The organism is Streptomyces sp. NPDC126503, from assembly GCF_040302405.1.
Lineage (GTDB): Bacteria > Actinomycetota > Actinomycetes > Streptomycetales > Streptomycetaceae > Streptomyces > Streptomyces gulbargensis.
Genome location: NZ_JBEORS010000007.1, coordinates 76,903 through 99,438, shown reverse-complemented (window position 1 = coordinate 99,438; position 22,536 = coordinate 76,903). Strand labels below are relative to the sequence as shown.

At 74.6% G+C, this 22,536-nt stretch carries 21 protein-coding genes; 9 read left to right on the top strand and 12 right to left on the bottom strand.

All coding sequences use genetic code 11. The features are described 5' to 3' along the window. The first annotated feature begins 8 nt into the window (after positions 1-8). The 6 genes from ABTY40_RS11935 to ABTY40_RS11910 all read left to right on the top strand — a co-directional run bounded on the left by ABTY40_RS11935 (position 9) and on the right by ABTY40_RS11910 (position 4,416). Positions 9-974, top strand: a complete 966-nt coding sequence (locus ABTY40_RS11935) for an ABC transporter permease (protein ID WP_352059401.1) — start codon at positions 9-11, stop codon at positions 972-974. Further along, positions 967-1,803, top strand: a complete 837-nt coding sequence (locus ABTY40_RS11930) for an ABC transporter permease (protein ID WP_352059400.1) — start codon at positions 967-969, stop codon at positions 1,801-1,803. Before ABTY40_RS11935 ends, ABTY40_RS11930 begins: the two co-directional genes overlap by 8 nt. Then, on the top strand, positions 1,800-2,810 hold the full coding sequence (locus tag ABTY40_RS11925; protein ID WP_352059399.1) for an ABC transporter ATP-binding protein: 1,011 nt from the start codon (positions 1,800-1,802) through the stop codon (positions 2,808-2,810). The genes ABTY40_RS11930 and ABTY40_RS11925 overlap by 4 nt, the downstream gene beginning before the upstream one ends. Continuing rightward, positions 2,803-3,474 carry an ABC transporter ATP-binding protein gene (locus ABTY40_RS11920; protein ID WP_352059398.1) on the top strand — a complete coding sequence of 224 codons (672 nt, stop codon included), beginning with the start codon at positions 2,803-2,805 and terminating at the stop codon, positions 3,472-3,474. The genes ABTY40_RS11925 and ABTY40_RS11920 overlap by 8 nt, the downstream gene beginning before the upstream one ends. Continuing rightward, the gene (locus tag ABTY40_RS11915; protein WP_352059397.1) at positions 3,471-4,103 is read left to right on the top strand and encodes a hypothetical protein; all 633 of its coding nucleotides are present in this window, start codon (positions 3,471-3,473) and stop codon (positions 4,101-4,103) included. Before ABTY40_RS11920 ends, ABTY40_RS11915 begins: the two co-directional genes overlap by 4 nt. A 118-nt stretch (positions 4,104-4,221) precedes the next feature. Further along, the gene (locus ABTY40_RS11910) at positions 4,222-4,416 is read left to right on the top strand and encodes a hypothetical protein (RefSeq protein WP_309051290.1); all 195 of its coding nucleotides are present in this window, start codon (positions 4,222-4,224) and stop codon (positions 4,414-4,416) included. A 71-nt stretch (positions 4,417-4,487) separates the two neighbouring features. Here ABTY40_RS11910 and ABTY40_RS11905 read toward each other — a convergent pair whose 3' ends face one another. The 3 genes from ABTY40_RS11905 to ABTY40_RS11895 form a co-directional block, all read right to left on the bottom strand. Then, positions 4,488-5,288 carry a VOC family protein gene (locus tag ABTY40_RS11905; RefSeq protein ID WP_352059396.1) on the bottom strand — a complete coding sequence of 267 codons (801 nt, stop codon included), beginning with the start codon at positions 5,286-5,288 and terminating at the stop codon, positions 4,488-4,490. Positions 5,289-5,391: 103 nt separating this feature from the next. Then, the gene (locus ABTY40_RS11900) at positions 5,392-6,348 is read right to left on the bottom strand and encodes a universal stress protein (RefSeq protein ID WP_352059395.1); all 957 of its coding nucleotides are present in this window, start codon (positions 6,346-6,348) and stop codon (positions 5,392-5,394) included. Positions 6,349-6,435: 87 nt separating this feature from the next. Beyond that, on the bottom strand, positions 6,436-6,825 hold the full coding sequence (locus ABTY40_RS11895; protein WP_345277677.1) for a DUF5997 family protein: 390 nt from the start codon (positions 6,823-6,825) through the stop codon (positions 6,436-6,438). A gap of 63 nt (positions 6,826-6,888) precedes the next feature. On the opposite strand from ABTY40_RS11895, the gene ABTY40_RS11890 reads away from it, so the two are divergent. Next, on the top strand, positions 6,889-7,677 hold the full coding sequence (locus tag ABTY40_RS11890) for a LysR family transcriptional regulator substrate-binding protein (protein WP_352059394.1): 789 nt from the start codon (positions 6,889-6,891) through the stop codon (positions 7,675-7,677). Positions 7,678-7,806: 129 nt separating this feature from the next. Further along, entirely contained in the window at positions 7,807-8,385 is a 579-nt protein-coding gene (locus ABTY40_RS11885; protein ID WP_352059393.1) for a Type-2Aa cytolytic delta-endotoxin, read from the top strand. An 88-nt stretch (positions 8,386-8,473) separates the two neighbouring features. Here the strand turns inward: ABTY40_RS11885 and ABTY40_RS11880 are convergent, their stop codons facing one another. The 9 genes from ABTY40_RS11880 to ABTY40_RS11840 all read right to left on the bottom strand — a co-directional run bounded on the left by ABTY40_RS11880 (position 8,474) and on the right by ABTY40_RS11840 (position 20,845). Further along, positions 8,474-8,989: a DUF6328 family protein gene (locus ABTY40_RS11880; RefSeq protein WP_352059392.1), complete on the bottom strand. Its 516-nt coding sequence runs from the start codon at positions 8,987-8,989 to the stop codon at positions 8,474-8,476. Positions 8,990-9,059: 70 nt separating this feature from the next. Further along, the gene (locus ABTY40_RS11875; protein ID WP_352059391.1) at positions 9,060-10,742 is read right to left on the bottom strand and encodes an FAD-dependent oxidoreductase; all 1,683 of its coding nucleotides are present in this window, start codon (positions 10,740-10,742) and stop codon (positions 9,060-9,062) included. A 27-nt stretch (positions 10,743-10,769) separates the two neighbouring features. Then, positions 10,770-11,672 carry an AurF N-oxygenase family protein gene (locus ABTY40_RS11870; protein ID WP_352059390.1) on the bottom strand — a complete coding sequence of 301 codons (903 nt, stop codon included), beginning with the start codon at positions 11,670-11,672 and terminating at the stop codon, positions 10,770-10,772. Between the two features lie 269 nt (positions 11,673-11,941). Further along, positions 11,942-13,771: a S8 family peptidase gene (locus ABTY40_RS11865; RefSeq protein ID WP_352059389.1), complete on the bottom strand. Its 1,830-nt coding sequence runs from the start codon at positions 13,769-13,771 to the stop codon at positions 11,942-11,944. A gap of 233 nt (positions 13,772-14,004) precedes the next feature. Beyond that, positions 14,005-17,004: a carbohydrate binding domain-containing protein gene (locus ABTY40_RS11860; protein WP_352059388.1), complete on the bottom strand. Its 3,000-nt coding sequence runs from the start codon at positions 17,002-17,004 to the stop codon at positions 14,005-14,007. Between the two features lie 502 nt (positions 17,005-17,506). Next, entirely contained in the window at positions 17,507-17,869 is a 363-nt protein-coding gene (locus ABTY40_RS11855; RefSeq protein WP_352059387.1) for a hypothetical protein, read from the bottom strand. A gap of 88 nt (positions 17,870-17,957) precedes the next feature. After that, on the bottom strand, positions 17,958-18,860 hold the full coding sequence (locus ABTY40_RS11850) for an aminoglycoside phosphotransferase family protein (protein ID WP_352059386.1): 903 nt from the start codon (positions 18,858-18,860) through the stop codon (positions 17,958-17,960). Between the two features lie 67 nt (positions 18,861-18,927). Then, complete coding sequence (locus ABTY40_RS11845; RefSeq protein WP_425578516.1) at positions 18,928-19,758, bottom strand: VOC family protein; 831 nt, start codon at positions 19,756-19,758, stop codon at positions 18,928-18,930. 136 nt (positions 19,759-19,894) lie between these two features. After that, entirely contained in the window at positions 19,895-20,845 is a 951-nt protein-coding gene (locus tag ABTY40_RS11840; RefSeq protein WP_502990553.1) for a MerR family transcriptional regulator, read from the bottom strand. A gap of 69 nt (positions 20,846-20,914) precedes the next feature. On the opposite strand from ABTY40_RS11840, the gene ABTY40_RS11835 reads away from it, so the two are divergent. Next, positions 20,915-22,477, top strand: coding sequence for an alpha/beta hydrolase (locus ABTY40_RS11835; RefSeq protein WP_352059385.1), 1,563 nt, complete (start codon positions 20,915-20,917; stop codon positions 22,475-22,477). Positions 22,478-22,536 lie beyond the last annotated feature (59 nt).

The window sequence follows — 22,536 nt, the reverse complement described above, 5'->3', positions numbered from 1 at the left end:
GGGGGGCCATGGCCCGGATGACGGGACGGCGGGCCCTCGCCGCCGTCCCCGTCCTCCTCGCCGTCACCTTCGCGGTCTTCGCCGTCGCGGAGGCCTCCCCCTTCGACCCCGTCAAGGCCTACGCGGGCACCGCCGGACTCACCGCCTCGCAGGAGAACCTCGACCAGCTCCGGGCCAACCTCGGCGTCGACCGGCCCCTCCTCGCCCGCTGGTGGGAATGGCTGACCTCCGCGCTCACCGGCGACCTCGGCGACTCCTCGGTCATGCGCCGGCCCGTCGCCGACGTCATCACCGAACGCCTCGGCTGGTCCGTCCTCCTCGCGGCCACCGCCTTCCTCGTCGCCATCGCGCTCGGCACCGCCCTCGGCGTCCTCGCCGGCCGCCGCCGCGGCGGCCTCCTCGACCGGACCGTCAGCTCCCTCGCGTACACCCTGGAAGCCGCCCCCGCCTTCTGGCTCGGGCTCCTCGCCATCTGGTTCTTCGCCCTGAAGCTGGGCGCCCTGCCCGCGGGCGGCCTCACCGACACCGCGAGCGACACCGTCACCTTCGGCCAGGTGGCCCACCACCTCGTGCTGCCCGCCCTGGTCCTCGGCGTCTCCCAGCTCCCCTGGTTCTTCCTGTACGTCCGCCAGGGCGTGGGCGACGCCCTCGACGAGGACCCGGTACGCGGCGCCCGCGCCCGCGGCCTGGGCGAGGGCACCGTCCTCACCGGCCACGCCCTGCGCTCCGGCATGCTGCCGATGCTCACCCTCATCGGCTCCCGCGTCCCGGAGCTCATCACCGGAGCCCTCCTCGTGGAGACCGTCTTCAGCTGGCCGGGCATCGCCGCCGCCACCGTCCAGGCCGCCACCTCCGTCGACTTCCCGCTGCTGGCCGCGCTCACCGTGCTCGCCACCGCCGCCGTCCTCCTCGGCAACCTCCTCTCCGACCTCCTCTACGGTCTGGCCGACCCGAGGGTGGGCTTCGATGGCTGACCCGCGCACCCACCGCCTGCGGCTGTGGACCTCCGCCGTGACCGTCGGCGCCGTCCTCCTCGCCGTCCTTCTCGTCCCCCCGCTGGCCCAGCTGGACGAACAGGCCGTCGACCTGGCCGCCAAACTGCTGCCGCCGTCCTGGGACCACCCCTTCGGCACCGACGACCTCGGCCGCGACCTGCTGCTGCGCTGCGTCTACGGCCTGCGGGTCTCCCTGCTCGTCGGCCTCGTCGCCGCCCTCGTCGCCACCGTCATCGGCACCGCCGTCGGCGCGGCTGCGGGCGCCCTCGGCGGATGGCTCGACCGGGGCCTCATGCGGCTCGTGGACGCCTTCTCCTCCGTGCCGCACCTGCTGCTCGGGATCTTCGTCGTCGCCCTCTTCCGGCCCGGCGTCTGGCCCGTCATCGTCTCCGTCGCGGTCACCCACTGGCTCTCCACCGCCCGGATCGTCCGCTCCGAGGTCCTCTCCCTGCGCTCCCGGCCCTACGTCGACGCCGCCATCTCCGGCGGCGCCTCCCGCCGCCGCGTCGCCGTCCGGCACCTGCTGCCCGCCGTCCTCCCGCAGGCCGGTCTCGCCGCCGTCCTCATGGTCCCGCACGCCATGTGGCACGAGTCCGCGCTCTCCTTCCTCGGCCTCGGCCTCCCCAGCCACCAGGCCAGCCTCGGCAACCTGGTGCAGACCGCCCGCTCCTCCCTCCTCGCCGGGGACTGGTGGCCCACCCTCTTCCCCGGCCTCTTCCTCATCGTCCCGACCCTCGCCATCGCCGGACTCGCCGGAGTCTGGCGCGACCGGCTCAACCCGCGCCGCCGATCGGAGCTGATGCTGTGACCGGGAACGTCCTGCGCGCCCTGGAGGCCGTCACCGCCGAACGCGCCGAGGCCGCCGTCCTCAGCGTCCGCGGTCTCACCGTCCGCTTCCACCTCGGCGGCGGCCGGACCGTCGACGCCGTCAGCGACGCCGACCTCGACCTCGTGCCGGGGGAGTGCCTCGCCCTCGTCGGCGAGAGCGGCTGCGGCAAATCCGTCCTCGCCTCCGCCCTCCTCGGCCTCCTCCCCAAGAACGCCGAGACCTCCGGCACGGCCCTGCTCGCCGGTCCCGACGGTACCGGGCCCACCGACCTGCTCACCGCCGGCGAGAAGACCCTCGCCCGCACCGTACGGGGACGCCGCGTCGGCCTCGTCCCGCAGAGCCCCGCCGCCCACCTCACCCCGGTCCGCACCGTACGGGGCCACCTGGAGGAGACCGTACGGGCCCTCACCGGCGCCCCCCGGCGCGCGCGGCGGGCCCGCGCCGAGGAGGCCGCCGAACGGGCCGCCTTCCCCGCCACCCACCTCGACCGCCACCCGCACGAACTCTCCGGCGGCCTCGCCCAGCGCGCCGCGACCGCCCTCGCCCTCATCGGCGACGCGCGCCTCCTCCTCGCCGACGAACCCACCACGGGCCTCGACCGCGACCTCGTCGACCGCACCGCCGACGAACTCCGCCGCCACGTCGACGAGGGCCGCGCGCTGCTCCTCATCACCCACGACCTCGCCGCCGCCGAACGCATCGCCGACCGCGTCGCCGTCATGTACGCGGGCCGGATCGTCGAGACCGCCCCCGCCCACCGCTTCTTCGGCCCGGCCGGCCCCCGCCACCCCTACGCCCGGGGCCTGCTCGACGCCCTCCCCGAGCGGGCCTTCACCCCCATCCCCGGCATGCCGCCGGAACTGACCGCCCTGCCCGGCGGCTGCGCCTTCGCCCCCCGCTGCCCCCGCGCCACCGGCCTCTGCGCCACCCGCCCCGAGCCCCGCGCCGCGGTCGCCTGCCACCACCCGGAGCACCCCCGTGCTTGAACTGAACGACATCACCGCCGGCTACGAACGCCGCGCGCCCGTCTTCCGCGGCGCCCGCCTCACCCTCGCCCCCGGCGAATCCGTCGGCCTCCTCGGCCCCAGCGGCTGCGGCAAGTCCACCCTCGCCCGGGTCGCCGCCCTCCTCCACCGCCCCGACGCGGGCCGCTACGTCCTCGACGGCACCGAGGTCCGCGCCTGGCGCCACCGCGCGCCGCGCGCCCAGCGCACCGCCGTCGGCGTCGTCTTCCAGCAGCCGCGCACCGCCGCCGACCCCCGCCTCACCCTCGCCGACCTCATCGCCGAACCTCTGCGCGCCACCGGCCGCGGGGCCGAGGCCGCCGAACGCGTCGCCGCCCTCGCCCCCACCGTCGGTCTCACCCCCGAACTGCTCTCCCGCCGCCCGCACGCCGTCAGTGACGGCCAGCTCCAGCGCGCCTGCCTGGCCCGGGCGCTCAGCCTCCGCCCCCGCTGGCTGATCTGCGACGAGATGACCGCCATGCTCGACGCCTCCACCACCGCCGCGCTCGTCGCCGCCGTCGAGGCCTACCGGGCCGAGACCGGCGCCGGTCTCCTCGCAGTGGGCCACGACAGGATCCTGCTGGAGCGATGGTGCGACCGTACGGTGGAGTGGCGGGACTGTCTGACGGGAGGGGACGAGCGATGACCGGGATCTGGACGCGCGCCACGGAGGACGACCCCCTCGACGGCCTGCGCACCGCCCTCACCCACGCCGACTGCGGCCTGGAGCCGCGCGGCGGCTTCGAGGACCACTGCTGGCTGCTGCACGCCATCCACGAGGGTCCGGTACGGCTCCGCTGGGACGACGTCCTCGCCCGGGCGGGCCGCCGCTTCGCGGACTGGCCGCTGACCCCCTCCTACCTGGTCTTCGAAGGCGTCGAAGGGGCCGACGAGCTCGACGGTCCCGGCGACGCCGAGCCCGACGCCGAGACCCTGGACCGGCTGGTCGGGCACCTCGCACGCCACTCCCCGGACGGGCTCGCCACCTGGTGCGGGGCCGCCCAGGCACCCGTCTCCACCGACGGGGAGCTCGTGGCCTGGCGGGGCCGGCTCGGTGACGCCCCCGCCCACCGGGCGGCCCGGCCGACGGACTTCTTCCCCGCCACCTGGTGGGCGGCGGACGGCGGCTGGCTCGTCCTGTCCGACTGGGACCTCAACGCCACCGAGGTCTTCGGCGACCGGGCCCTGATCGCGGACCTGCTGGCCGATCCGGAGCTCGAAGCGGTCCGCCGGCCGACCATCCGGGAGACCTTCCGGGGGACCCTCCCCGCCTGATCCCGGCCGATCTCACCCGTATGGCCGCCCCGCCACACATCAGGACGGACCGCACATTCCGCCACACTGTCCGCCGAACGCCGCAATTCCGGTGCGGCGACGGAGGGACGTGAGAGCGATGGCCGTTTCCATTTCTGTCGTGGTGCTGCTGCTGATCCTGGCCGTGGTCTTCCTGCGGAGCGGGGGCCTGAAGGCCACTCATGCCCTCGTCTGTCTCCTGCTCGGCTTCTTCCTCGCCGGTACGAGCATGGCGCCCACCATCCACAACGGCGTGGCCGCCACCGCCGACGTGGTCTCCAGCCTCCGGCCCTGACCCGCTCACGGCGACGGGACCGCCGCGCCGTCCGGCGGGGCGGTCCCGTGATCCGGCGCGCCGGACCGGCCTCAGACCATCTCCGGCATCTCGCCGACCGTCGTCCGCACGTCGATCACGGCGAACGCGGCGCCCTGCGGGTCCACGATCGCGGCGAACCGTCCGAAGGGGCTGTCCATCGGACCGAACACCTTCCGCCCGCCGAGCCGTTCGGCCGCCTCGACGGTCTTGTCGCAGTTGTCGACGGCGAAGTAGATCTGGATGTACGCCGGGACCTCGGGCGGGAAGTCGTCCGCCGTCATCACCATCCGGCCGAGCATGGGGCCCTCCCCGAGGTCGAAGACCCGGTAGTCCTCCATGTTCTCGTCCTTCATCTTCTTCGAGCCGTACCCGAAGACCGAGGTGTAGAAGGCGTCGGCCCGCTCCGGCTCCCGGGTGAACACCTCCGCCCAGACGTACGAGCCGCTCTCACCCTCCAGCTCGAACCCCTCGTGGGTGCCCGGCTGCCACAGGCCGAAGGTCACGCCCGTCGGATCCTGCGCGAGGCACATCGAGCCGAACTCGCTCACCTGCATCGGCTCCATCAGCACCGTGCCGCCCGCCGCGCGGATCTTCTCCGCCGTGGCGGCGACGTCGTCCGAGGCGAAGTACAGACACCAGCCGGACTGCGGCGGGGCGTCCTGGCCGGGCATCGGCGGGACGACGGCCGCGACCGCCTTGCCGTTCCGGTACGCCTGCGTGTAGTTCCCGAATTCCGAGGAGGACTCCCCGAAGGTCCAGCCGAGCACGTCACCGTAGAACGCCTTCGCGCCCTCCAGGTCGGTGAACATCGCGTCGGTCCAGATCGGTGTGCCCTCAGGTCGTGAGGCCATGACGGTGACTCTCTCTTCCGTTCGACGACGTGGAGACGTTCCTGAGGGCCACGCTAGCCACGCCCGGCCCGCCCCGCGCGGTGACGCGACCGGCCCCGGCGGCTCACGCCTCCGCCACGGGCGGGACCACCGCGACCGGGCACTCGGCGTGATGCAGCACCGCGTGCGCCACCGAACCGATCAGCAGGGAGCCGAACCGGTGCCGGTGGTGCCGGCCCACGACCAGCAGGGCCGCGTCCCGCGACCCGTCCACGAGCCGGCCCGCCGCGTCACCCGGTGCCACCACGGGACGCAGCTCGACCTCCGGCCACCGCTCGGCGAACGGCCGCAGCCGAGCCTCCTGCTCCCGCTCGGTCTCCCGCAGCATCAGCTCCGACTCGTCCTCCTCCGGCAGCGGCGCCGGCACCTGGAGCACCGGCACCGGAGCCACCAGCAGCGCGGCCGGCACCGGCGGGAGCCGCAGTACGGTGACGGCCTCCAGGGGTACGCCGCGGAGCCGGGCCGCCTCGAAGGCGAACTCCACCACCTCGTCCGGAGTCTCCTCGGGATGCAGACCGAGCAGGATCCGCCCGGCCCCCGCCTCCGTCCCCGGCACGGCCGTCCGCGCCTCGTGCGGCACCACCACCAGGGGACACGGCGCCGTCGCCGCCAGTGAGCGGCTGGTGGAGCCGAGCAGCAGGCTCGCGAAGCCACCGCGCCCCCGCGCGCCGGTTACCAGCAGCCGGCAGCTGCGCGCGGCCGCCGGGAGGGCGTCGGTGACGGGGCCGTCCAGCGACGTGTAGCGCACCGGCACGGTGGGGCCGCGCTCCTCCACCACGGCGCGGGCGGCGTCCAGGACGGGATCCGGGAGCGGGGCGTCCGCGTCCGCCGAGGCGGTCCTGGCCGCCCCCCGCCGCAGCGCCTCGGGGCGCACATGGGCCACGATCAGGGGCGCCCCGAGGGTCCGGGCCGCGCCCAGGGCCCACTCCAGGGCTCGCAGACCGTGCGCGGAGCCGTCGACGCCGGCCAGGACCGGCGCGCCGGAGGCGGACGGCCCGGGGGGAGTGCGGGAATCGCTCATGAGGGAATCACTCCCTCGCCCCGCGGCGCCCCATGCCGGGACGCCGGGGAAGCCCCCCGGCAGGACCACCGGGGCGCCGGGGGAGGCTCAGGCGTTCTGCGCCCGCTGCTCGTTGCGCTCCTTGATGCGGAGGTTCTCCTTGCGGACCTCGGCCTGGGTGGCGCGCTCCTTCACGAGCCACTCCGGGGACTCCTGCTTCAGGGCCTCGATCTGCTCGGTGGTGAGCGCCTCGGTGACACCGCCGCGGGCGAGGCCGGCGATCGAGACGCCGAGCTTCGCCGCGACCACGGGGCGCGGGTGCGGTCCGTTGCGTCGCAGCTCCTGCAGCCAGGCCGGCGGGTTCGCCTGGAGTTCGTTGAGCTCGGTGCGCGAGACGACACCCTCCCGGAATGCGGCGGGGGTGGCCTCGAGGTACACACCCAGCTTCTTCGCCGCGGTGGCGGGCTTCATCGTCTGGGCGTTCTGGTGCGACGTCATGCCTCCAGGGTATCGAGCATGTGGCCGACTTCCGACCACGGCCGCTACGGGTAACCTGGCGGGGTGACAGGCTCGGAAGCTTCCCCCTCGTTCCGGCTCGCGTATGTCCCGGGAGTGACGCCCTCGAAGTGGGTGCGGATCTGGAACGAGCGCCTGCCCGACGTCCCCCTCACCCTCCTCGGCGTGACGCCCGGCGAGGCCTTCGGCCTCCTGCGGGACGGCGGGGCCGACGCGGCGCTGCTGCGGCTCCCCGTCGACGGGGACGACCTCAGCGCGATCCCCCTCTACACGGAGACCACGGTCGTCGTCGTGCCCAAGGACCACCTCTTCGCCGCGGCGGAGGAGGTGTCGGCCGAGGACCTCGCCGACGAGCTGGTCCTGCACCCGCTCGACGACACCCTGGGCTGGGAGCGCCCGCCGGGCCGCCCGGCCCTGGAGCGCCCCGCGACCACCGGGGACGCGATCGAGCTCGTCGCCGCCGGGATCGGCGTGCTCGCCGTCCCCCAGTCGCTGGCGCGTCTCCATCACCGCAAGGACCTGACCTACCGCACCCTCACGGACGTGCCGCAGTCCCGGGTGGCGCTCTCCTGGCCCGCGGCGGAGGAAGCACCCGACCTGGTGGAGGAGTTCATCGGGATCGTCCGCGGCCGCACCGTCAACAGCACGCGGGGCCGGCGGGCGGAGGAGAGCAAGGGCCGCAAGGCGGAGAAGACCTCCAAGAAGCCGCAGAGCGGCGGGCGGTCCGCGGCGGGCTCCCCGCGCACCGGCGGACGCCCGGCCACCGGCGGTCGCAGGACCGGCGGCGCCGCCGCCTCCCGGGGCCGGAGCGGCAAGCCCCGGCGCCGTTCCTGACCTCCGCTCCGCGCGCGGCCACCGCCTCGCGGGGCCGGGTCCGTCCGTACGGCGGACGGCCGGTGTTCCCGGGCGGCGGCCCTCGGCATACTGGCCCCTCCTGATCATCGAGCGCACCCAGGAGGAACATTGGCCGCCAGTTTCAGGACCGTCATCGAGGTGGGTCCCGACCACCTCGACCAGGCACGGTCCGTCGACCGGCTGTTCCAGGAGGCGATCGCCCCGGCGACCGTCGACTTCGACTTCGAGGCGATCCGGCAGGCCGCCGAGGCCGTCCCGGACAGCACCGTCGTCCGGACCGTCCGAGGCTGGGGGCTCCAGGAGCACGCCCCGCTGCTGGTCATGGTCCTCTCCCTCAAGGAGGCCGTGCGCCAGGCCCTGCCGGCCGAGTACGCGGACGCCCGCTTCTGGGAGACCGTCGAACGGGAGCTGACCGAGGCCTTCACGGATCTCGGCGGGCAGCTCGGGCAGCCGGGACTCTCCTTCTACGAGGAGACGGCGGAGCGGACCCGCTTCTACCGCGACCTGTTCTTCGCCCTCGGCGACGAGACGGCGGGGGAGGCCCTGCACGCCCTCGCCTTCTGCGTGGACGTCACCCTGGACCTGCCCAAGGACCGGGTCCTCACCCTCGGCCCGACCGACACCGCCGCCTTCGCCGTCCGGCTGAACGCCGTGGTCCTCCGCCAGCCGCTGGGCCTCGCCGCCTGAGCCGCTGAGCGGCCCACCGCCGGCCCGCCGTCCCGGGCCGGACCCCACCGCCGTCGGCCACGCCCACCGAGCCCCCCCCGGCCTGGCGTCAGCGCCGGCCGTTGCGGACCGTGAGCAGGGGCACCACGAACCAGACGAGCGCGAACCAGAGGGCCATCACCGCGACGAGCCAGAGTGCCAGCGCGTCGTGCAGTGCCATCCGCATGATCAGGAGGAACGCCGACGCCATGGTCAGGTACAGCAGCACCAGGCCGACCACCGTGAGCCGCGCCGCCCACCTGACCGCCACCGGCTTGAGCCGCCGCCCCGACACCAGCCGGTGCAGCGACACGGGCCCGATGAGCGCCCCCGTCGCCGCCGCCCCGCAGAACACCGTGACGACGTAGATCGTCCTGTCCACCGACCCCAGGTCCGCGAAGCGCGGCTGGAAGACCACGGCGAGCAGGAAGCCGAAGAGGATCTGCACGCCTGTCTGCGCCACCCGGAGCTCCTGGAGCAGCTCGCTCCACTGCCTGTCCGCCCGCTCCATGGGGGTCTCGTTGCGCCCGTCGTCCGACGTGGAACCGTCCGCCGGGCGATCACCGGATCTCTCAGTGCTGCTCATGGCAAGCGGGTGCCCCGGAGCCGCACTCGTACACCTGTCTCCCCCTCCTTCAGGGCGGTCTGTCGGCGGGTCAGCCGGGCGGTCGCCGCCACCGGCCGGCACCGCGTGCCGCCGCGACCAGTTCCGGCACGGTCGTGAGCTTGACGCGGGGCCGTCCCGCCGCCGCGCCGCGCGCGCGTTCGGTCCGGTCGATGGCGGCGAGGCCCCGGGCGTCGACGAGCGTCCGGCTCCGCTTCCGGGCCAGCCGCTCGAAGGCCTTCGCCGAGCCCGTGGGCCGGGGCAGCGTCCCGGCGACCGCGTCCGCGAGGAGACTGCCGACGGTCTCGGCGGCGCAGGCGCGGTTGGCGCCGATGCCCCCGGACGGCCCGCGTTTGATCCAGCCGACGACGTAGGTCCCGGGCATCCCCTCCACCCGGCCCCCGGTGTGCGGCACGGTGCCGGTGGTCTCGTCGAAGGGCAGCCCGGCGACCCGTACGCCCCGGTAGCCGACGGCCCGCACCAGCAGCCCGGCCGCCAGGTCCACGCCGTCACCGCCGGCTCCGCCCGCCGCCTCGGCGCCCGTCACGCGCACGGCCTCCACCCGCTCCCCGCCGAGGACCTCGACGGGGGAGGAGTGGAAGCGCAGCACGATCCGCCGGCGCCCCTCGGCCGGACCCCCGCTCCAGTCCACCGTCTCCCGCGCGACCCCGCGCAGCAGGGCCGCCTTCCCGCCGGGCGCCGCGGCGTCCACCGCCGCGGCCACGCGCGGGTCGTGGTCGTCGACGACGAGGTCGACGCCGGGCAGGTCGGTGAGGGCGAGGAGTTCGGAGGTGGTGTACGCGGCGTGCTCGGGTCCGCGCCGGCCGAGGAGCACGACCTCCCGTACCCGCGCGGCGCGCAGGGCGGCCAGGGCGTGGTCCGCGATGTCGGTCGCGGCGAGCCGCTCCGGGTCGGTGACCAGGATCCGGGCCACGTCGAGGGCGACGTTGCCGTTGCCCACGACGACGACGCGTTCGGCCGCCGCCGGGGCGACGGCGTCCGGGCCGGTCTCGGGGTGCGCGTTGTACCAGGAGACGAGGGCGGAGGCCGGCACGCTGCCGGGCAGTTCCTCGCCGGGGATCCCGAGCCGCCGGTCGGAGGGCGCGCCGACCGCGTAGATCACCGCGTCGTGGTGCGCGGCGAGCTCCTCGGCGGAGACGTCCCGGCCGATCTCCACCCCGAGGCACAGCCGTGCCCTCGGGTGGGTGTGGAAGCGGGCGAGGGTCTCCCCGGCCCCCTTGGTCGACGGGTGGTCCGGGGCCACGCCGTACCGGACGAGTCCGCCGGCCACGGGCAGCCGGTCGATCAGCGTCACCTCGGCGTTGGTGTGCAGCAGCAGGTCCTCGGCCGCGTACATGCCGGCCGGGCCGGTGCCGACGACCGCGACCCGGATCGGGGCGAAGTCGGAGGGCAGCGAGCGGTCGAAGCTCGGCTCGCCCCAGCTGTGGAAGGTGGGGGAGGCGGCGGCCGGGGCCGGCTCGCGGTCGGCGAAGTGCGCGGCGTTGATGGCCTCGTAGGCGCGCAGCTTCCCGGTGAGGCGGTCCACCGGGAAGATCGCGTCGACCGGGCAGGCGTCGGCGCAGGCGCCGCAGTCGATGCAGCTCCTGGGGTCGATGTAGAGCATCTCGGTGGTACCGAAGTCCGGCTCGTCCGGCGTCGGGTGGATGCAGTTGACCGGGCAGACGGCCACGCAGGTGGCGTCGTTGCAGCAGGTCTGGGTGATGGCGTAGGTCATGGCGGCGGCTCTGCTCGGCTCGGAGGGTCAGAGGAGGTGGGCGCGCTTGTAGAAGAAGACGGCCGGCCGGGTCAGCATGCCGACGTCCGACAGGAACTCCATCAACCCGGCGCAGCTGGCGCGCAGTTGCGCCTTGTAGTGCTCGTTGGCGGCGGCCTCGCGGCGGGCGCGCTCCGGGTCGAGCCCGGCGCGCGCGTACACCTCGGGGTTCACCAGGCTGGTGATGATGTAGTACGCGGCGATGGCGACCACGAGGGACTGGAAGTGCCGCCGGGGCCGGCTCGCGCGGGCGAGGTGGCGCCGCGTCTCGTCCCGGGCGAACTTCATGTGCCGGGACTCCTCGACGACGTGGATGTTGTTGATGGTGCGGACGAAGGGCACCACCCGCTCGTCGCGCATCCAGTCGCGCTGCATCACGTCGAGGACCTCCTCGGCGACGAGGATGCCGGCGTAGGCGGCCTCGCCGAAACCGACGGTCTTCATGACCCGGCCGAGCTCCATCACGGCCCGCTTGGGCCGGTACGCCGGCGCGCCGAGCTTCTGGGAGCCGCGGGCGAACATGATCGAGTGCCGGCACTCGTCGGCGATCTCGGTGAGGGCCCACTGGAAGCGCGGGTCGGTGTGGTCCATGCGGTAGATGTCACGGAGGACCATCTGCTGGAGGATCATCTCGAACCAGATGCCGGTGCTGGCCACGGAGGCGGACTCCTGGCGGGTCAGCTCCTTGCGCTGCTCCTCGGTCATCTCGTTCCAGTACGCGGTGCCGTAGAGGCTGTTCCACTCCGGGCTCTGGCCGTGGAAGCCCTTGTCGAGCGGCGTGTCCCAGTCGACCTCGACCGCCGGGTCGTACGACAGCTTCGCGGCCGACCGGAGGAGACGCTCGGCGACGTCGTCGTCCTGGTTGTCCGGGCGAACGGTGCTGCTTGCCATGGTGCGGCTCCTTGGATCGCGCGAATCGGCTCGGAGGCTTGTTAGACGTCCCGTCTAGCAAGCTTGTTAGACGGAACGTATAGCAAGGGGGCGGGGCAGGCCTACCCCCGGTACGCACTTTCTTCCCCGGGATGCCCCAGGACCGGGTCGCACGAACGGAAGCCGGGCCGTACGGACGGGAGTCGGACCGTGCGCGCGGAAACGGGGCCGGGCACGCGAACGGGGCCGGAACCTCGCGGCTCCGGCCCCGTTCCCCGGGTGGGGGTGCGTCAGAAGGTCAGGTTCCAGGCGTTGATCCGCCCGGTGTCCTGGGTCGCGTTGTCGTTGACGCGCAGCTTCCACACCCCGTTCGCCACCTCCGCCGAGGCGTTGACCGTGTAGCTCTGCACCAGGTTGTCCGTCCCGCTGCCGGTCCGGTTGTGCAGCGTGTACACCGTGCCGTCCGGGGCCACCAGATCCACCTTCAGGTCGCCGATGTACGTGTGCGCGATGTCCACGCCCACCTTGAGCGTGGCCGGCGCGTTGCCCGCCACCCCGCTCACCGTGATCGGGCTCTCCACCGTGGTGTTGTCCGGGACGGCGACGTCGGTGAGGTTCTCGAAGTACGCGCCGGGCGGCGGGGTCGCGCCCCCGACGGCCTTGAGCGCGTCGACCGCGCCCTCACCGAAGAAACCATTCTTCGTGGTGGTGCCGGTGCAGCGGCTGTCCGAAGGGCACGCCCGGTCCGTCGCCTCCGCCGCGAGCCGGTCGCGCAGCCGCGCCGGCGTCAGCGTCGGGTCCACGCTGAGCATCAGCGCGGCGACCCCGGCCACGTGCGGCGAGGCCATCGACGTTCCGCTCTTGCTGCCGTACTTGCCGCCCGGCAGCGTCGAGTACACGCCCGTCGCGCCGTCGCCGCCCGGGGCCGCGATGTCGATGACGCCGTTGCCGAAGTTCGAGTACGAGGCCTTGGCGCCGCCGCTGGCCTGCGCGGCGACCGTCACCACGCCCGGCAGCTCGGTCGGGATGTCGACACAGGCGTTGGTGATGGTGCGGGTGACCTTGGTCGAGTCGTTGGGGCTCTCGGAGTCCGTCGTCTTGTTGGCCAGGTCGTAGTTGGAGTTGCCGGCCGCCGCGATCTGCAGCGAGCCCTTGCTCTCCGCGTACTCCTGGGCCCGGCGCACGCCCTCGATGATGGCGGCCTGGTCCAGGTCGTCCGGGCAGTTGAACTGCCACGGGTCCGTGTAGTAGCTGTTGTTGGTGACCTTGAAGCCGTGGTCACCGGCCCACATGAACCCGCAGATGGTGTTCTCGGCGAAGAACAGCGCCGTGGACGGCTCCGCGATGCGCACCGCGGCGATCTTCACACCCGGCGCGACGCCGACGACGCCCTTGCCGTTCTTCGCCGCGGCGATCGTGCCCGCCACGTGCGTGCCGTGGGTGTCCACGTCCCGCCAGGCGCCCGCCCGGGTGTCCGCCTTGCCGTAGGCGCAGGAGACGGAGTCCGCGGCGTTGAAGTTGGGCGCGATGTCCTGGTGCCGGTCGTCCACGCCGGTGTCGAGGACGCCGACCTTCACCGCGGCCGAGCCGGTGGTCACGGCCCAGGCCTGGTCGGCCTTGATCTGCGTCATGTCCCAGCGGTTGGACTCGGTGAGCGTCGTCGTCGACTGCGCCGGGTTCGCCGGGAGCGCCGGGTTGTAGGCGTCGGCCGGGACGTCGGAGGTGCGGGTCGCGCCGACCTGCTGGACGCCGCTCACCGCGCGCATCGCCGGGGCGAAGGTGGCGGAGGCCGAGTGGGCGACGATCACGCCGATCGCGTCGTACGAGGCGAAGACCGAGCCGCCCTTGGCGGCGACGGCGTTGCGGACCGCCGTGGTGTCACCGGGCGTGGTGATGACCAGGTACGCGCGCGTGCCGGCCGCCCAGGCGGCTGCCGCGGTGCTCGTGGTGGCCGTCGCCGGTGTCTCGCGGGCCGCCGCGGCCGAGCGGGCCGTGACCGGATCCACGTCCGTGGGCACCGCGTGGGCGAGACCGGTGGGGGCGGCGAGCGCCGCCGCCGTGCCGAGGGCGAGCGCCGCCAGGGCCGGAGTTCTCAGCCGGCCGGATATGTGGGAAAACAATGCGTCCTCCGATGACCCGGTGGCGCGGGTGGCGCCGGCCGGGCCCTGTGATGTGTGGGGTGGACGCAAGATCCCAGACGGCTCCGGCGGAGGGAAGACTTCTGTCCGAGAAGCCCGTTCGTGTTACGGACTGTTGACCTGACGGCGCCGGGAAGAGGTGCTTTTCCGCCCCGGTGCGTGGTTCGTTCCCCGGGGGTACGGAGCGGGCGCCCGGCCCGCCCCGTACGCCGGTGTCACCTCAGGTACGGCCCCGCCGCGCCGACGCGGCCCGGTCCGTTCAGCACGTACACCCGCAGATTGCCCTTGCCGGGCGCGGCGACAAAGAGGCGGCCGTCCGAGACGGTCCGCACGTCACCGCTGACGGCGTCGGTGTACGTCCCGTTCGGGACGCCCGTGAACGTGGCGCCGCCCGAGACGGTGACGAGCGCGAAACTGTCCGTCGTGCCGCTGGTGTAGCGGCGCTTGAACGCCATCCCGCCCGACACGCCCTCCGTGGAGTACTGGCCGGTCTGCAGTGCCGGGACCGCCCGCCGGATCTCGTTGAGCCGCTGGAGGTGCTTGACCAGCGGCTGCTGGAGGGTCGTGGCGACCGTCCCCGAGGCGGCGGACACCTTCGAGAACCCGGAGGCCGTGACCGACCCCGCCAGGTGGTCGCCGAAGTAGGCGCGGCCCGTCTCCGCCAGCGGGCAGGACGGCCCGCAGTCGATCTTCCGGCCCTTGCGGAACTCGATCTCGGAGCCGTAGTACAGCGTCGGGATGCCCCGGAAGGTCCACATCAGCGACATGTTCTCGGCCCAGGCGTCGGTCCCGCCCGCGTAGCGCTCGGAGGACTTGTTCGGTCCGTAGTCGTGGCTGTCGACGTAGACGACGTTGTACGTGGCGTCGTGGTAACTGTCGTCGGAGTCCTTGCCGTTGGAGAAGGCGTTCTGCGCGTCACCGAAGTTCATGTGCATCCGCATGTCGATGACGTGCATGCCGGAGAAACGGCCCGGGTCCGGTGCGTGGTAGGTGTTCCCCGCCAGGAAGGCGTTGGCGGAGGTGGGCTGGTCGCCGGTGCCCCGCTGCTGCTCGTAGGCGTACATCTCCAGGGCCGCCGCGCTGTCGTCGGCGGAGTACTCCTTGCGCTCCTTCCAGGTGTAGAACTGCGCGGAGTGATTGACCGAGCCGCGGTTCCACTTGTCGTTGACGAAGGCGGCGACCTCGCCGAAGACGAAGAAGTTCCGGGCCGCGTCGGCGCCGTGGCGCTGCGCGACGCGCTCCTGGATCGCGGGCAGGAAGCGGCGGTTCCAGGTGGTGCGCGGGATGTGCACCGCGGTGTCCACGCGGAAGCCGTCCACCCCCATGTCGATGTACTTGTTGTACGCGCCGATCAGATAGTTCTGCACGGCCGGCTTCTCGGTGTCGAAGTCGGCCAGATCCTCGTGCAGCCAGCAGGAACGCGCGTCCTCGCCCTCCCAGTTGCCGATCCAGCACTGGTGGTACAGACCCTTCGGGAACATGCCCGACGTGGGGCTGGGCCACTGGCAGTTGTGGAGCGTGTACCCCTCGGGGCTCCGGCCGCCCGTCGGCTTCCCCCAGTCGAGGCACGTGTTGCCGGTCGGCTCGGCCGTGGACCACAGATCGCCGTTGTAGTACGACTTCCCCGACTTCGGGTCGACGGTCAGCCCGTCGTACGCGAAGCCGGGCTGCTCCTCGTCGTAGTACCAGCTCCACTGGCTGTCCCGCACTCCGTACACGGTGGGCGTGAACAGGCCCTTCGCACCCCAGCGGGAGGAGTGGTTGTAGACGACGTCCTGGTAGATCTTCATGCCCTTGGCGTGGGCGGCGTCGATGAGGTCCTGGTAGGAGGCCCCGGCGGACTCCAGGCGCGGGTCGATCCGGTGGAAGTCCCAGCCGTGGTAGCCGTGGTAGTCGTAGTCGGACCGGTTGAGGACGACGGGGGTGATCCAGACGGCGGAGAAGCCGCGCCCCTTGATGTAGTCGAGCCGCTGGATCAGGCCTTTGAAGTCGCCCCGGAACATCGGGTCGTCGTGGGCGGCGTTGCCCGACCGGGTGTGCTGGCTGCCGCCGCGGTTGTTCGACGGGTCGCCGTCGTGGAAGCGGGCGGTGAGGACGAAGTAGATCGGGTCCTTGCGCGGGTCGGTGCCCAGCGGTCTGCCGGGAGCCGGGCCCGCGGGACGCTCGCCGGTGGTGACGGTCGCCGGGGCGGAGGCGGCGGAGACGTTCCCGGCGGCGTCGACCGCCCGGACGCTGTAGGTGTACGAGGTCCGTTCGGCGAGGCCGGTGTCGGAGAGGACGGTCGAGCCGACGTCGGTGACGGTCGTGCCGCCGGTGCCGCCCGTCCGGGTCACCTGGTACTTCGTGACGCCCCGGTCGTCGGTGGCCGGGTCCCAGGCGACGAGGACGGACACGCCGTCGGCGGTGGCGGTGACCCGCCCCGGGGCGGTCGGCGCGCGGGTGTCGGGCGGGGTGGCGGCGCACGGGTCGGACGCCTGCGGCGTCACCGTGTTCCTCCGGACCGTGGAGACGCCCGCGCCGATGGTGTAGTCGGCGCCGCCGTTGTTGTCCCACACCCCGTTGCCGTTGTTGAAGGCGGCCTTCAGCGAACCGGCGGTACCGAGGTCCACCTCCCGCTTCCACCAGCCCGCGCACACCGGCTCCATGCCGGCCCCGGGGACGGCGGTCCACGACCCGCCGGCCGGCCGGTAGTGGATGTTGACCGTCGGCCAGCCCAGGGACTCCGTGGAGTAGTACACGGTCGCCTTGGCGGACGGGCCCGGCGGCGGAGTCCCGGCACACGGGTCGGAATGGGCGACGGCGCCGTCCTTGACGGTGACGTTCCCGGTGCCGAGGGCGTAGTTCCGGCCGCCGTTGTTGTCCCAGGTCCCGGCGCCGTCGTTGAAGGTGGCCCGCAGGCCGGTGGCGGCGCCGAGGGGAACGGTCGCCCGCACCCAGTCCGTACAGGCGGGCTCCATCGCCACGCCGGGCACCGTGGTCCAGGCACCCCCGTCGGGGGCGTAGTGCAGTGAGTAGGCGGCCCAGTCCTTCGTCCTGGTCCAGTAGAAGACGGTCGCCGTGTTCCCGGCGACGGCGGCCGCCGGGGCGGTCCGGTGCGCGGGGGCGGACGGCGGCGGCGCGCCGGACGGCGCGGTGACCGCGCCGAGCAGACCTGCGGCGGCGGCCACCACGACCACCACGGCGCGGCCGGCCGGCCGCGTGGGGGTACGGGGCATGTGCGGCTCCTCGCGGGAGGCTTCCGGCGGGCCGGCGGGCCGGCGGGTCGGTGGCACGGGGATCGGCGCCGCTGGAAACTCGGTCGGAAAATTTCTGAAAGCCCTTGCGTGACCGGGAAGTTACCGCCGTTCGACCCGGGCGGGAAGACATCCGGCGAAGGCGTCCGGAAGGCGTGCGGGGCGGGTCGGTGAGCGGACGCGCGAGACGCGGGCGGAGGGTTCAAGGCGTCGACCGGGCGTGAGGGGCGGCCCGGCGGGAGCACCGGCTTGGGCGGGGCGCCGGTCCGCGGCGGCGTCGACCCGGGCGGTGGAACGCCGGCCCCGGCGGGAGCACCCGCTCGGGCAGGGGGCGCCGGGCCGGGCGGGACGCCGGGCCCGTCCCGGCGTCCACGGGTCCGGGCGTCAGGACACGGCGGTGCGCCGAGCGGACGTCAGGAAGGTGCCGGCCCCGCGGGTCACCCCGCCGGCCGAGGGCGCGCCGCGACGCCCCGCGGCACCGGGGTCACGGGCGGGGCGGCAACCAGCGGCGGGCGGCCGCCAGAGTCACCTCGACCTCGTCGCTCCACGAACAGGCCTCCACCCACGACAGGTAGCCGCCCTGCGCGAAGACCAGCACCTCACCCGGGTACTCACCGGCCTCCGTGACGAGCTGCGCCTCGGCCACCACGGCAGTGCCGGGACCGGTGGGCGCCGGATCCGACACGTCGGTGTCGCACGCGAAGTAGGCGGTGCCGCACCCGCACGCACAGCGCTCCCGCACACTCAGGTGCGGGACCTGCCGCCGCAGCGCGACGTGCACCGGATCGTCGGTGCTCAGGAGCGCGGCGAGCACATCGGCGACATCGGCGGGCAGACTCTCGGGCATCAGCACACCGTATCCGACCGCCGACGGCCTCCGGCGGCGCGGGCCTGCCGCCGGTCCGGGGCCGAACGGGCGGCGGGACGCCCGGTGGCTACGCGGGTCCGCCCCGCACGACGCGGTCGAGGCCCGCCCGGCCCACCGGGCCCCACGCCGGCTTGCCTCCCGGGAGCCCCCGCTCCCCGTTCCGCCCCATCAGCATGAGGAACAGGCATTTCAGAGCCGCCAACCCGCGAGCGCGCCGGATCGTCGCCTCGTCGGCGCGCCCGTACGCCTCGAAGAACCGCGAGGCGGCACCCTCGGGAAGAAGCACCCACGCCGCCGCGAGGTCCCAGGCCGGGTCACCGGCGAACAGGTCACCGAAGTCGATCACACCCGCGAGCCTCCCGTCCGAGGCGACGGCGTTCGCGGGATGGAGGTCGCCGTGCACCCAGACCGGACGGCCCTTCCACGCGGGCGCCGCGACGGCGTCCTCCCAGACGGCGCGCACGGCGGCGGCCGCCTCGCAGGGTACGGCGGCGCGGAAGAAGTGGTCGAAGCCCTCGGCGCAGTCCCTGGGGTGAGCACCGCGGTCGGTGCCGGCCGGCGCCTCGGCCGGGGCCTTTGTGTGCAACGCCCCGAGGAACGCCGCGAGCGTGCCGGCCGCGTGGTCGGCACCGCGGAGGGGAGCGGTGTCCAGCGGTTCGCCGGGGACCCAGGTCATGACGGTCCACGGCTTCGGGAACCGGGCGGAGGGCTCACCGATCCGTACGGGGCGCGGGACCGGCAGCGGCAGACGCGGGGCCAGGACGGGCAGCCACCGGCGCTCCTTGCGCTGGAGATCCGGAGCGCGCTCCGTACGCGGCATGCGCACGGCCAACTCGTCCCCGAGGCGCCATTGCCGGTTGTCCCATCCGCCCGCCACTTCGCGCAGGGGCGCCCCCGCGAGATCCGGATGCTGCTCCTCCAGCAGGGAGCGCACCAGCTCCGTGGTGATCTCGATCCCGGTGTCGGTCATGCGACAGCACGCTACGGGACGGGAGGAGCCGCCCGCCGCGTTTCCACCGGACGGCCCCTCCTCCCGCTCAGCCCTCCCCGGCGTCCTCCACTTCCAGCGTGAACAGCGCGCCGTCCGGGTCACGGACCACCACCCGGCGGTCCGTGTCGTCGTCCTCCGGGCGGTGGACGCCGCCCCACTCGCCGCCGGGGACGAGCGAGCCGCCGTGTTCCACCACCGCCGCCTTCGACGCGGCCAGGTCGGGGACCCGGAAACGGACCAGCCAGCGCGGTCGCAGCTGCGGGCGGGGCGAAGCCGATTCGACGGGGCCGCTGTCGAGCCGGGCGACCGCCTGCCCCTCGCGCCGGAGGACCACCCGCTCCTCCTCGTACGAGACGTCGCAGCAGCCGGGATCCGCCTCCGCCCAGCGCAGCACCCCGCCGTAGAAGACGGCCGCGGCGAAGGCGTCCCGCGTGTGCAGCTCCAGCCACGCGGGAGCCTGCCGTTCGCCGACGTGCCAGCGCGAGACCAGCCGTCCCTCCCACACTCCGAAGGCGGCGCCCTCCGGGTCGGTGGCCAGCGCCGCCCGCCCGCGCGGCGGATAGGCGACCGGCCCGACGCCGACCGTGCCCCCGCGCTCACGGATCCGCGCGACCGCCGCGTCCGCGTCGTCGACGGCGAAGAAGACCGTCCAGGCCACCGGCACGGCCAGCTCGGCCGCCACCGCCGCGATCCCGGCCACCGGCACCCCGTCGCGCTCGCCCACCGCGTACGCCTCACCCAGGGAGGCCGGCCGGAAGGTCCAGCCCAGGACCGCCCCGTAGAACCGCTGCGCCGTGTCCAGGTCGCGTGCCGCCAGGCTCAGCCAGCAGGGCGCACCCGCCGCCTCCGCGGTCATCGGCCCCGTCACCGCCACCACCTCCTCGTCCCGCGCCCGCCGGCCGGACGTCGCCCCGCGCCCCTTCCCGCCCCGGGCCCCTCCCATGCGTGCCCTCACCCGGCTGCCGTCGCCGGCCACCCGCGCGGGTGCCCCGCGGCGCCCCGGACGACGCGGGTCAGGCCGCCTCGCGGGCCACCTGGTCGCGCAGCGCGAGCGAGAGCCGGTGGTGGAGGGCGCCGAGGACCGGCCGGCCGGGCGGGAAGAGGCCGGCCGCCAGTTTCCAGTAGCGGACCGTCGCGGGGCAGACGCCCCGGCCGAGCGGCTCCAGGAGCCCGCGCCGGAACTCCGGGGTGTCCCGGGCCCCGAGGGCCGCGGCGTACGCGGCGACGAAGCCGTCGAGAGCCGGGCCGCCGTCCGGCTCCCGGCCCTGGCGCGCCTCGGCCGCGGCGAGCGCGTACGCCTCCGCCAGCCCCTCGTACAGCACACCCGGCCGGTACGAACCCTCCGGCAGGGGCGGCGGGACGCGGAACCGTCCGCCGCCGCCCGGCGGTGACCCCGAGACGAGGGCGTGCAGCCGGGCGAAGGCGAGGACCTGCCCGGGCTCCGGCTCCGCGGGCGGTTCCGGCACCACGGCGTCGAGCACGGCCGTCACCACCCGGCGCGGCAGCCGCGCGGGCAGGGAACGCCGCCAGAGGGCGACCAGGGCGGCGGTGCCGGGAGGGGAGGGAAGGGCGCCGAGCAACGCCAGCCGTTCGGCCCGCTCCCCGGCGGGGGAGTCCCGCAGGGCCCGCAGGGACGCCTCCTGCCAGCGCAGCGCGGCCAGCCGGGAACCGACCTCCCGCAGCCGGCCCGCGAGGACCTCCTCCAGTGCCTCGCCGGGGTCCAGGGACACGTCGTCCCGGGACAGCACCCGTGCCACCTCGGGAACGGGCACGTCGAGCCCGCGCAGCGACCGGACGAGGCGCAGCCGGTCGAGCGACTCCGGGCCGTACCGGCGGTGGCCCCCGGCGCTGCGGCCGGCCTCCGGCAGCAGTCCGCGGTCGGAGTAGAACCGCACCGTCTTGACGGTGACACCGGCCCGCGCGGCGAGCTCGCCGATGCTCCACCATCCGTCGTCGGACACCACGACTTGAACCTCCCTCAGGGGGAGTTCCTAGCGTAACGGCGTCGATCACCGACGTGCGAGGAGACGATCATGACGCTGTTCCTGCTGGTGTCCGGGCCCTTCACCGGCGGCTGGGTGTGGGACGAGGTGGCGGCCCGGCTGCGGGCCGAGGGGGCCGCGGCCCACCCGGTCACCCTCACCGGTCAGGCGCCGCGCGCCCCGGGCGCCGGTCCGGCGGGCACGGACGCCGGCCTGGAGACGCACGTCGACGACCTGGTGCGGCTCATCGACGGCCTCGGCGACGGCGGCCCCGGGGAGGTGGTGCTCGTCGGCCACGACTACGGCATCCACCCCGTCCTCGGCGCCGCGGGCCGGCGGCCCGAGCGGATCGCCCGGGTCGTGTACGTGGCCGCCGGCTTGGCCGAGGACGGCGACCCGGCGCTGCGCTTCGTCCGCGACGAGGCCGCCCGCGACCGGCTGACCGCCGCCACCGGCCCGCGCCCCGCCGACGTGCCCGCCCCGGTGGGGGAGGAGTGGGAGCGCTGGGGAAGCACCGAGGGCCTCTCCCCGGCGGTCCGCGAACGGCTCGACCGCCTGGCCGTCCCCCAGCCCGCCCGTACCCTCACCGAACCGCTCCGCCTTTCCGCCGCCGTCGCGGACATCCCCGCCACGGGCGTCCTGTGCACCGCCGACGGACCGGGCATCGGCATGATCGAGATGCTGGCGGAGGCCGGACCGCCCCAGTTCCGGGCCCTGGCCGAACGCGGTGTGACCTTCTTCGAGTTGGACACCGGACACTGGCCGATGCTCTCCCGCCCCGACGACCTCGCCGGTGTCCTTCTCGCCGCCGCGGCCGGCCGGGGCCACCGGCTCCCGCCGCCGGCCCCCGGCCGCACGCCCGCCCCGGACGAGGCGGGAGCGGCCGCCGACCGTCCCTTCCTCCTCGACGTGTCCGTACGGCCCCGCGAGCGCACCGGCCGGATCGACCTCCACCTCCCCGAGGCCGACGGCCCCCGCCCCGCCGTCCTCTTCGTCCACGGCGGACCGGTGGCCGCCGACGCGCGGCCCACCCCGAGGGACTCCCCGGTCTTCCTCGGCTACGCCCGCCACGCGGCGGACCTGGGCGCCGTCGGCATCACCCTGGACCACCGCCTGCACGGCCTGACCGACTACGGGCGGGCCGCCGGCGACCTCGCCGAGGCCGTGGAGCGGGCCCGCGCCCACCCCCTGGTCGACGAACGGCGGATCGCCCTGTGGTTCTTCTCCGGCGGCGGACTGCTCGCGGCGGACTGGCTCGCCGCGCCGCCGCCCTGGCTGCGCGCCCTGGCCTTCACCTATCCGGTGCTCGCCCCGCCGCCCGGCTGGGAAACGGTGCCCTCCCGGTTCCGGCCCGTGACCGCGCTGGCCTCCGCCGGGCGGCTGCCGCTCGTCCTCACCCGGGCCGGCCGGGAACACCCCGACTTCGCCCGGACCGTCACGGACTTCCTGGACGCCGCCCGGGCCCACGGGGCCGCCGTCGAGGTGGTCGACGTGCCGCACGGCCGGCACGGCTTCGAGACGCTCGACCCCACCGAGGAGTCCCGAGCGGCCGTCCGGCACGCCATGCGGTCCGTGCTCGCCCGTCTGACGGAGGCACCGGGCGGAGACGCCTGACGGACGCGAGGGACGCGGACGCCCGGCACAGACGTCCGGCGGACGCGCCCGGGACGGAG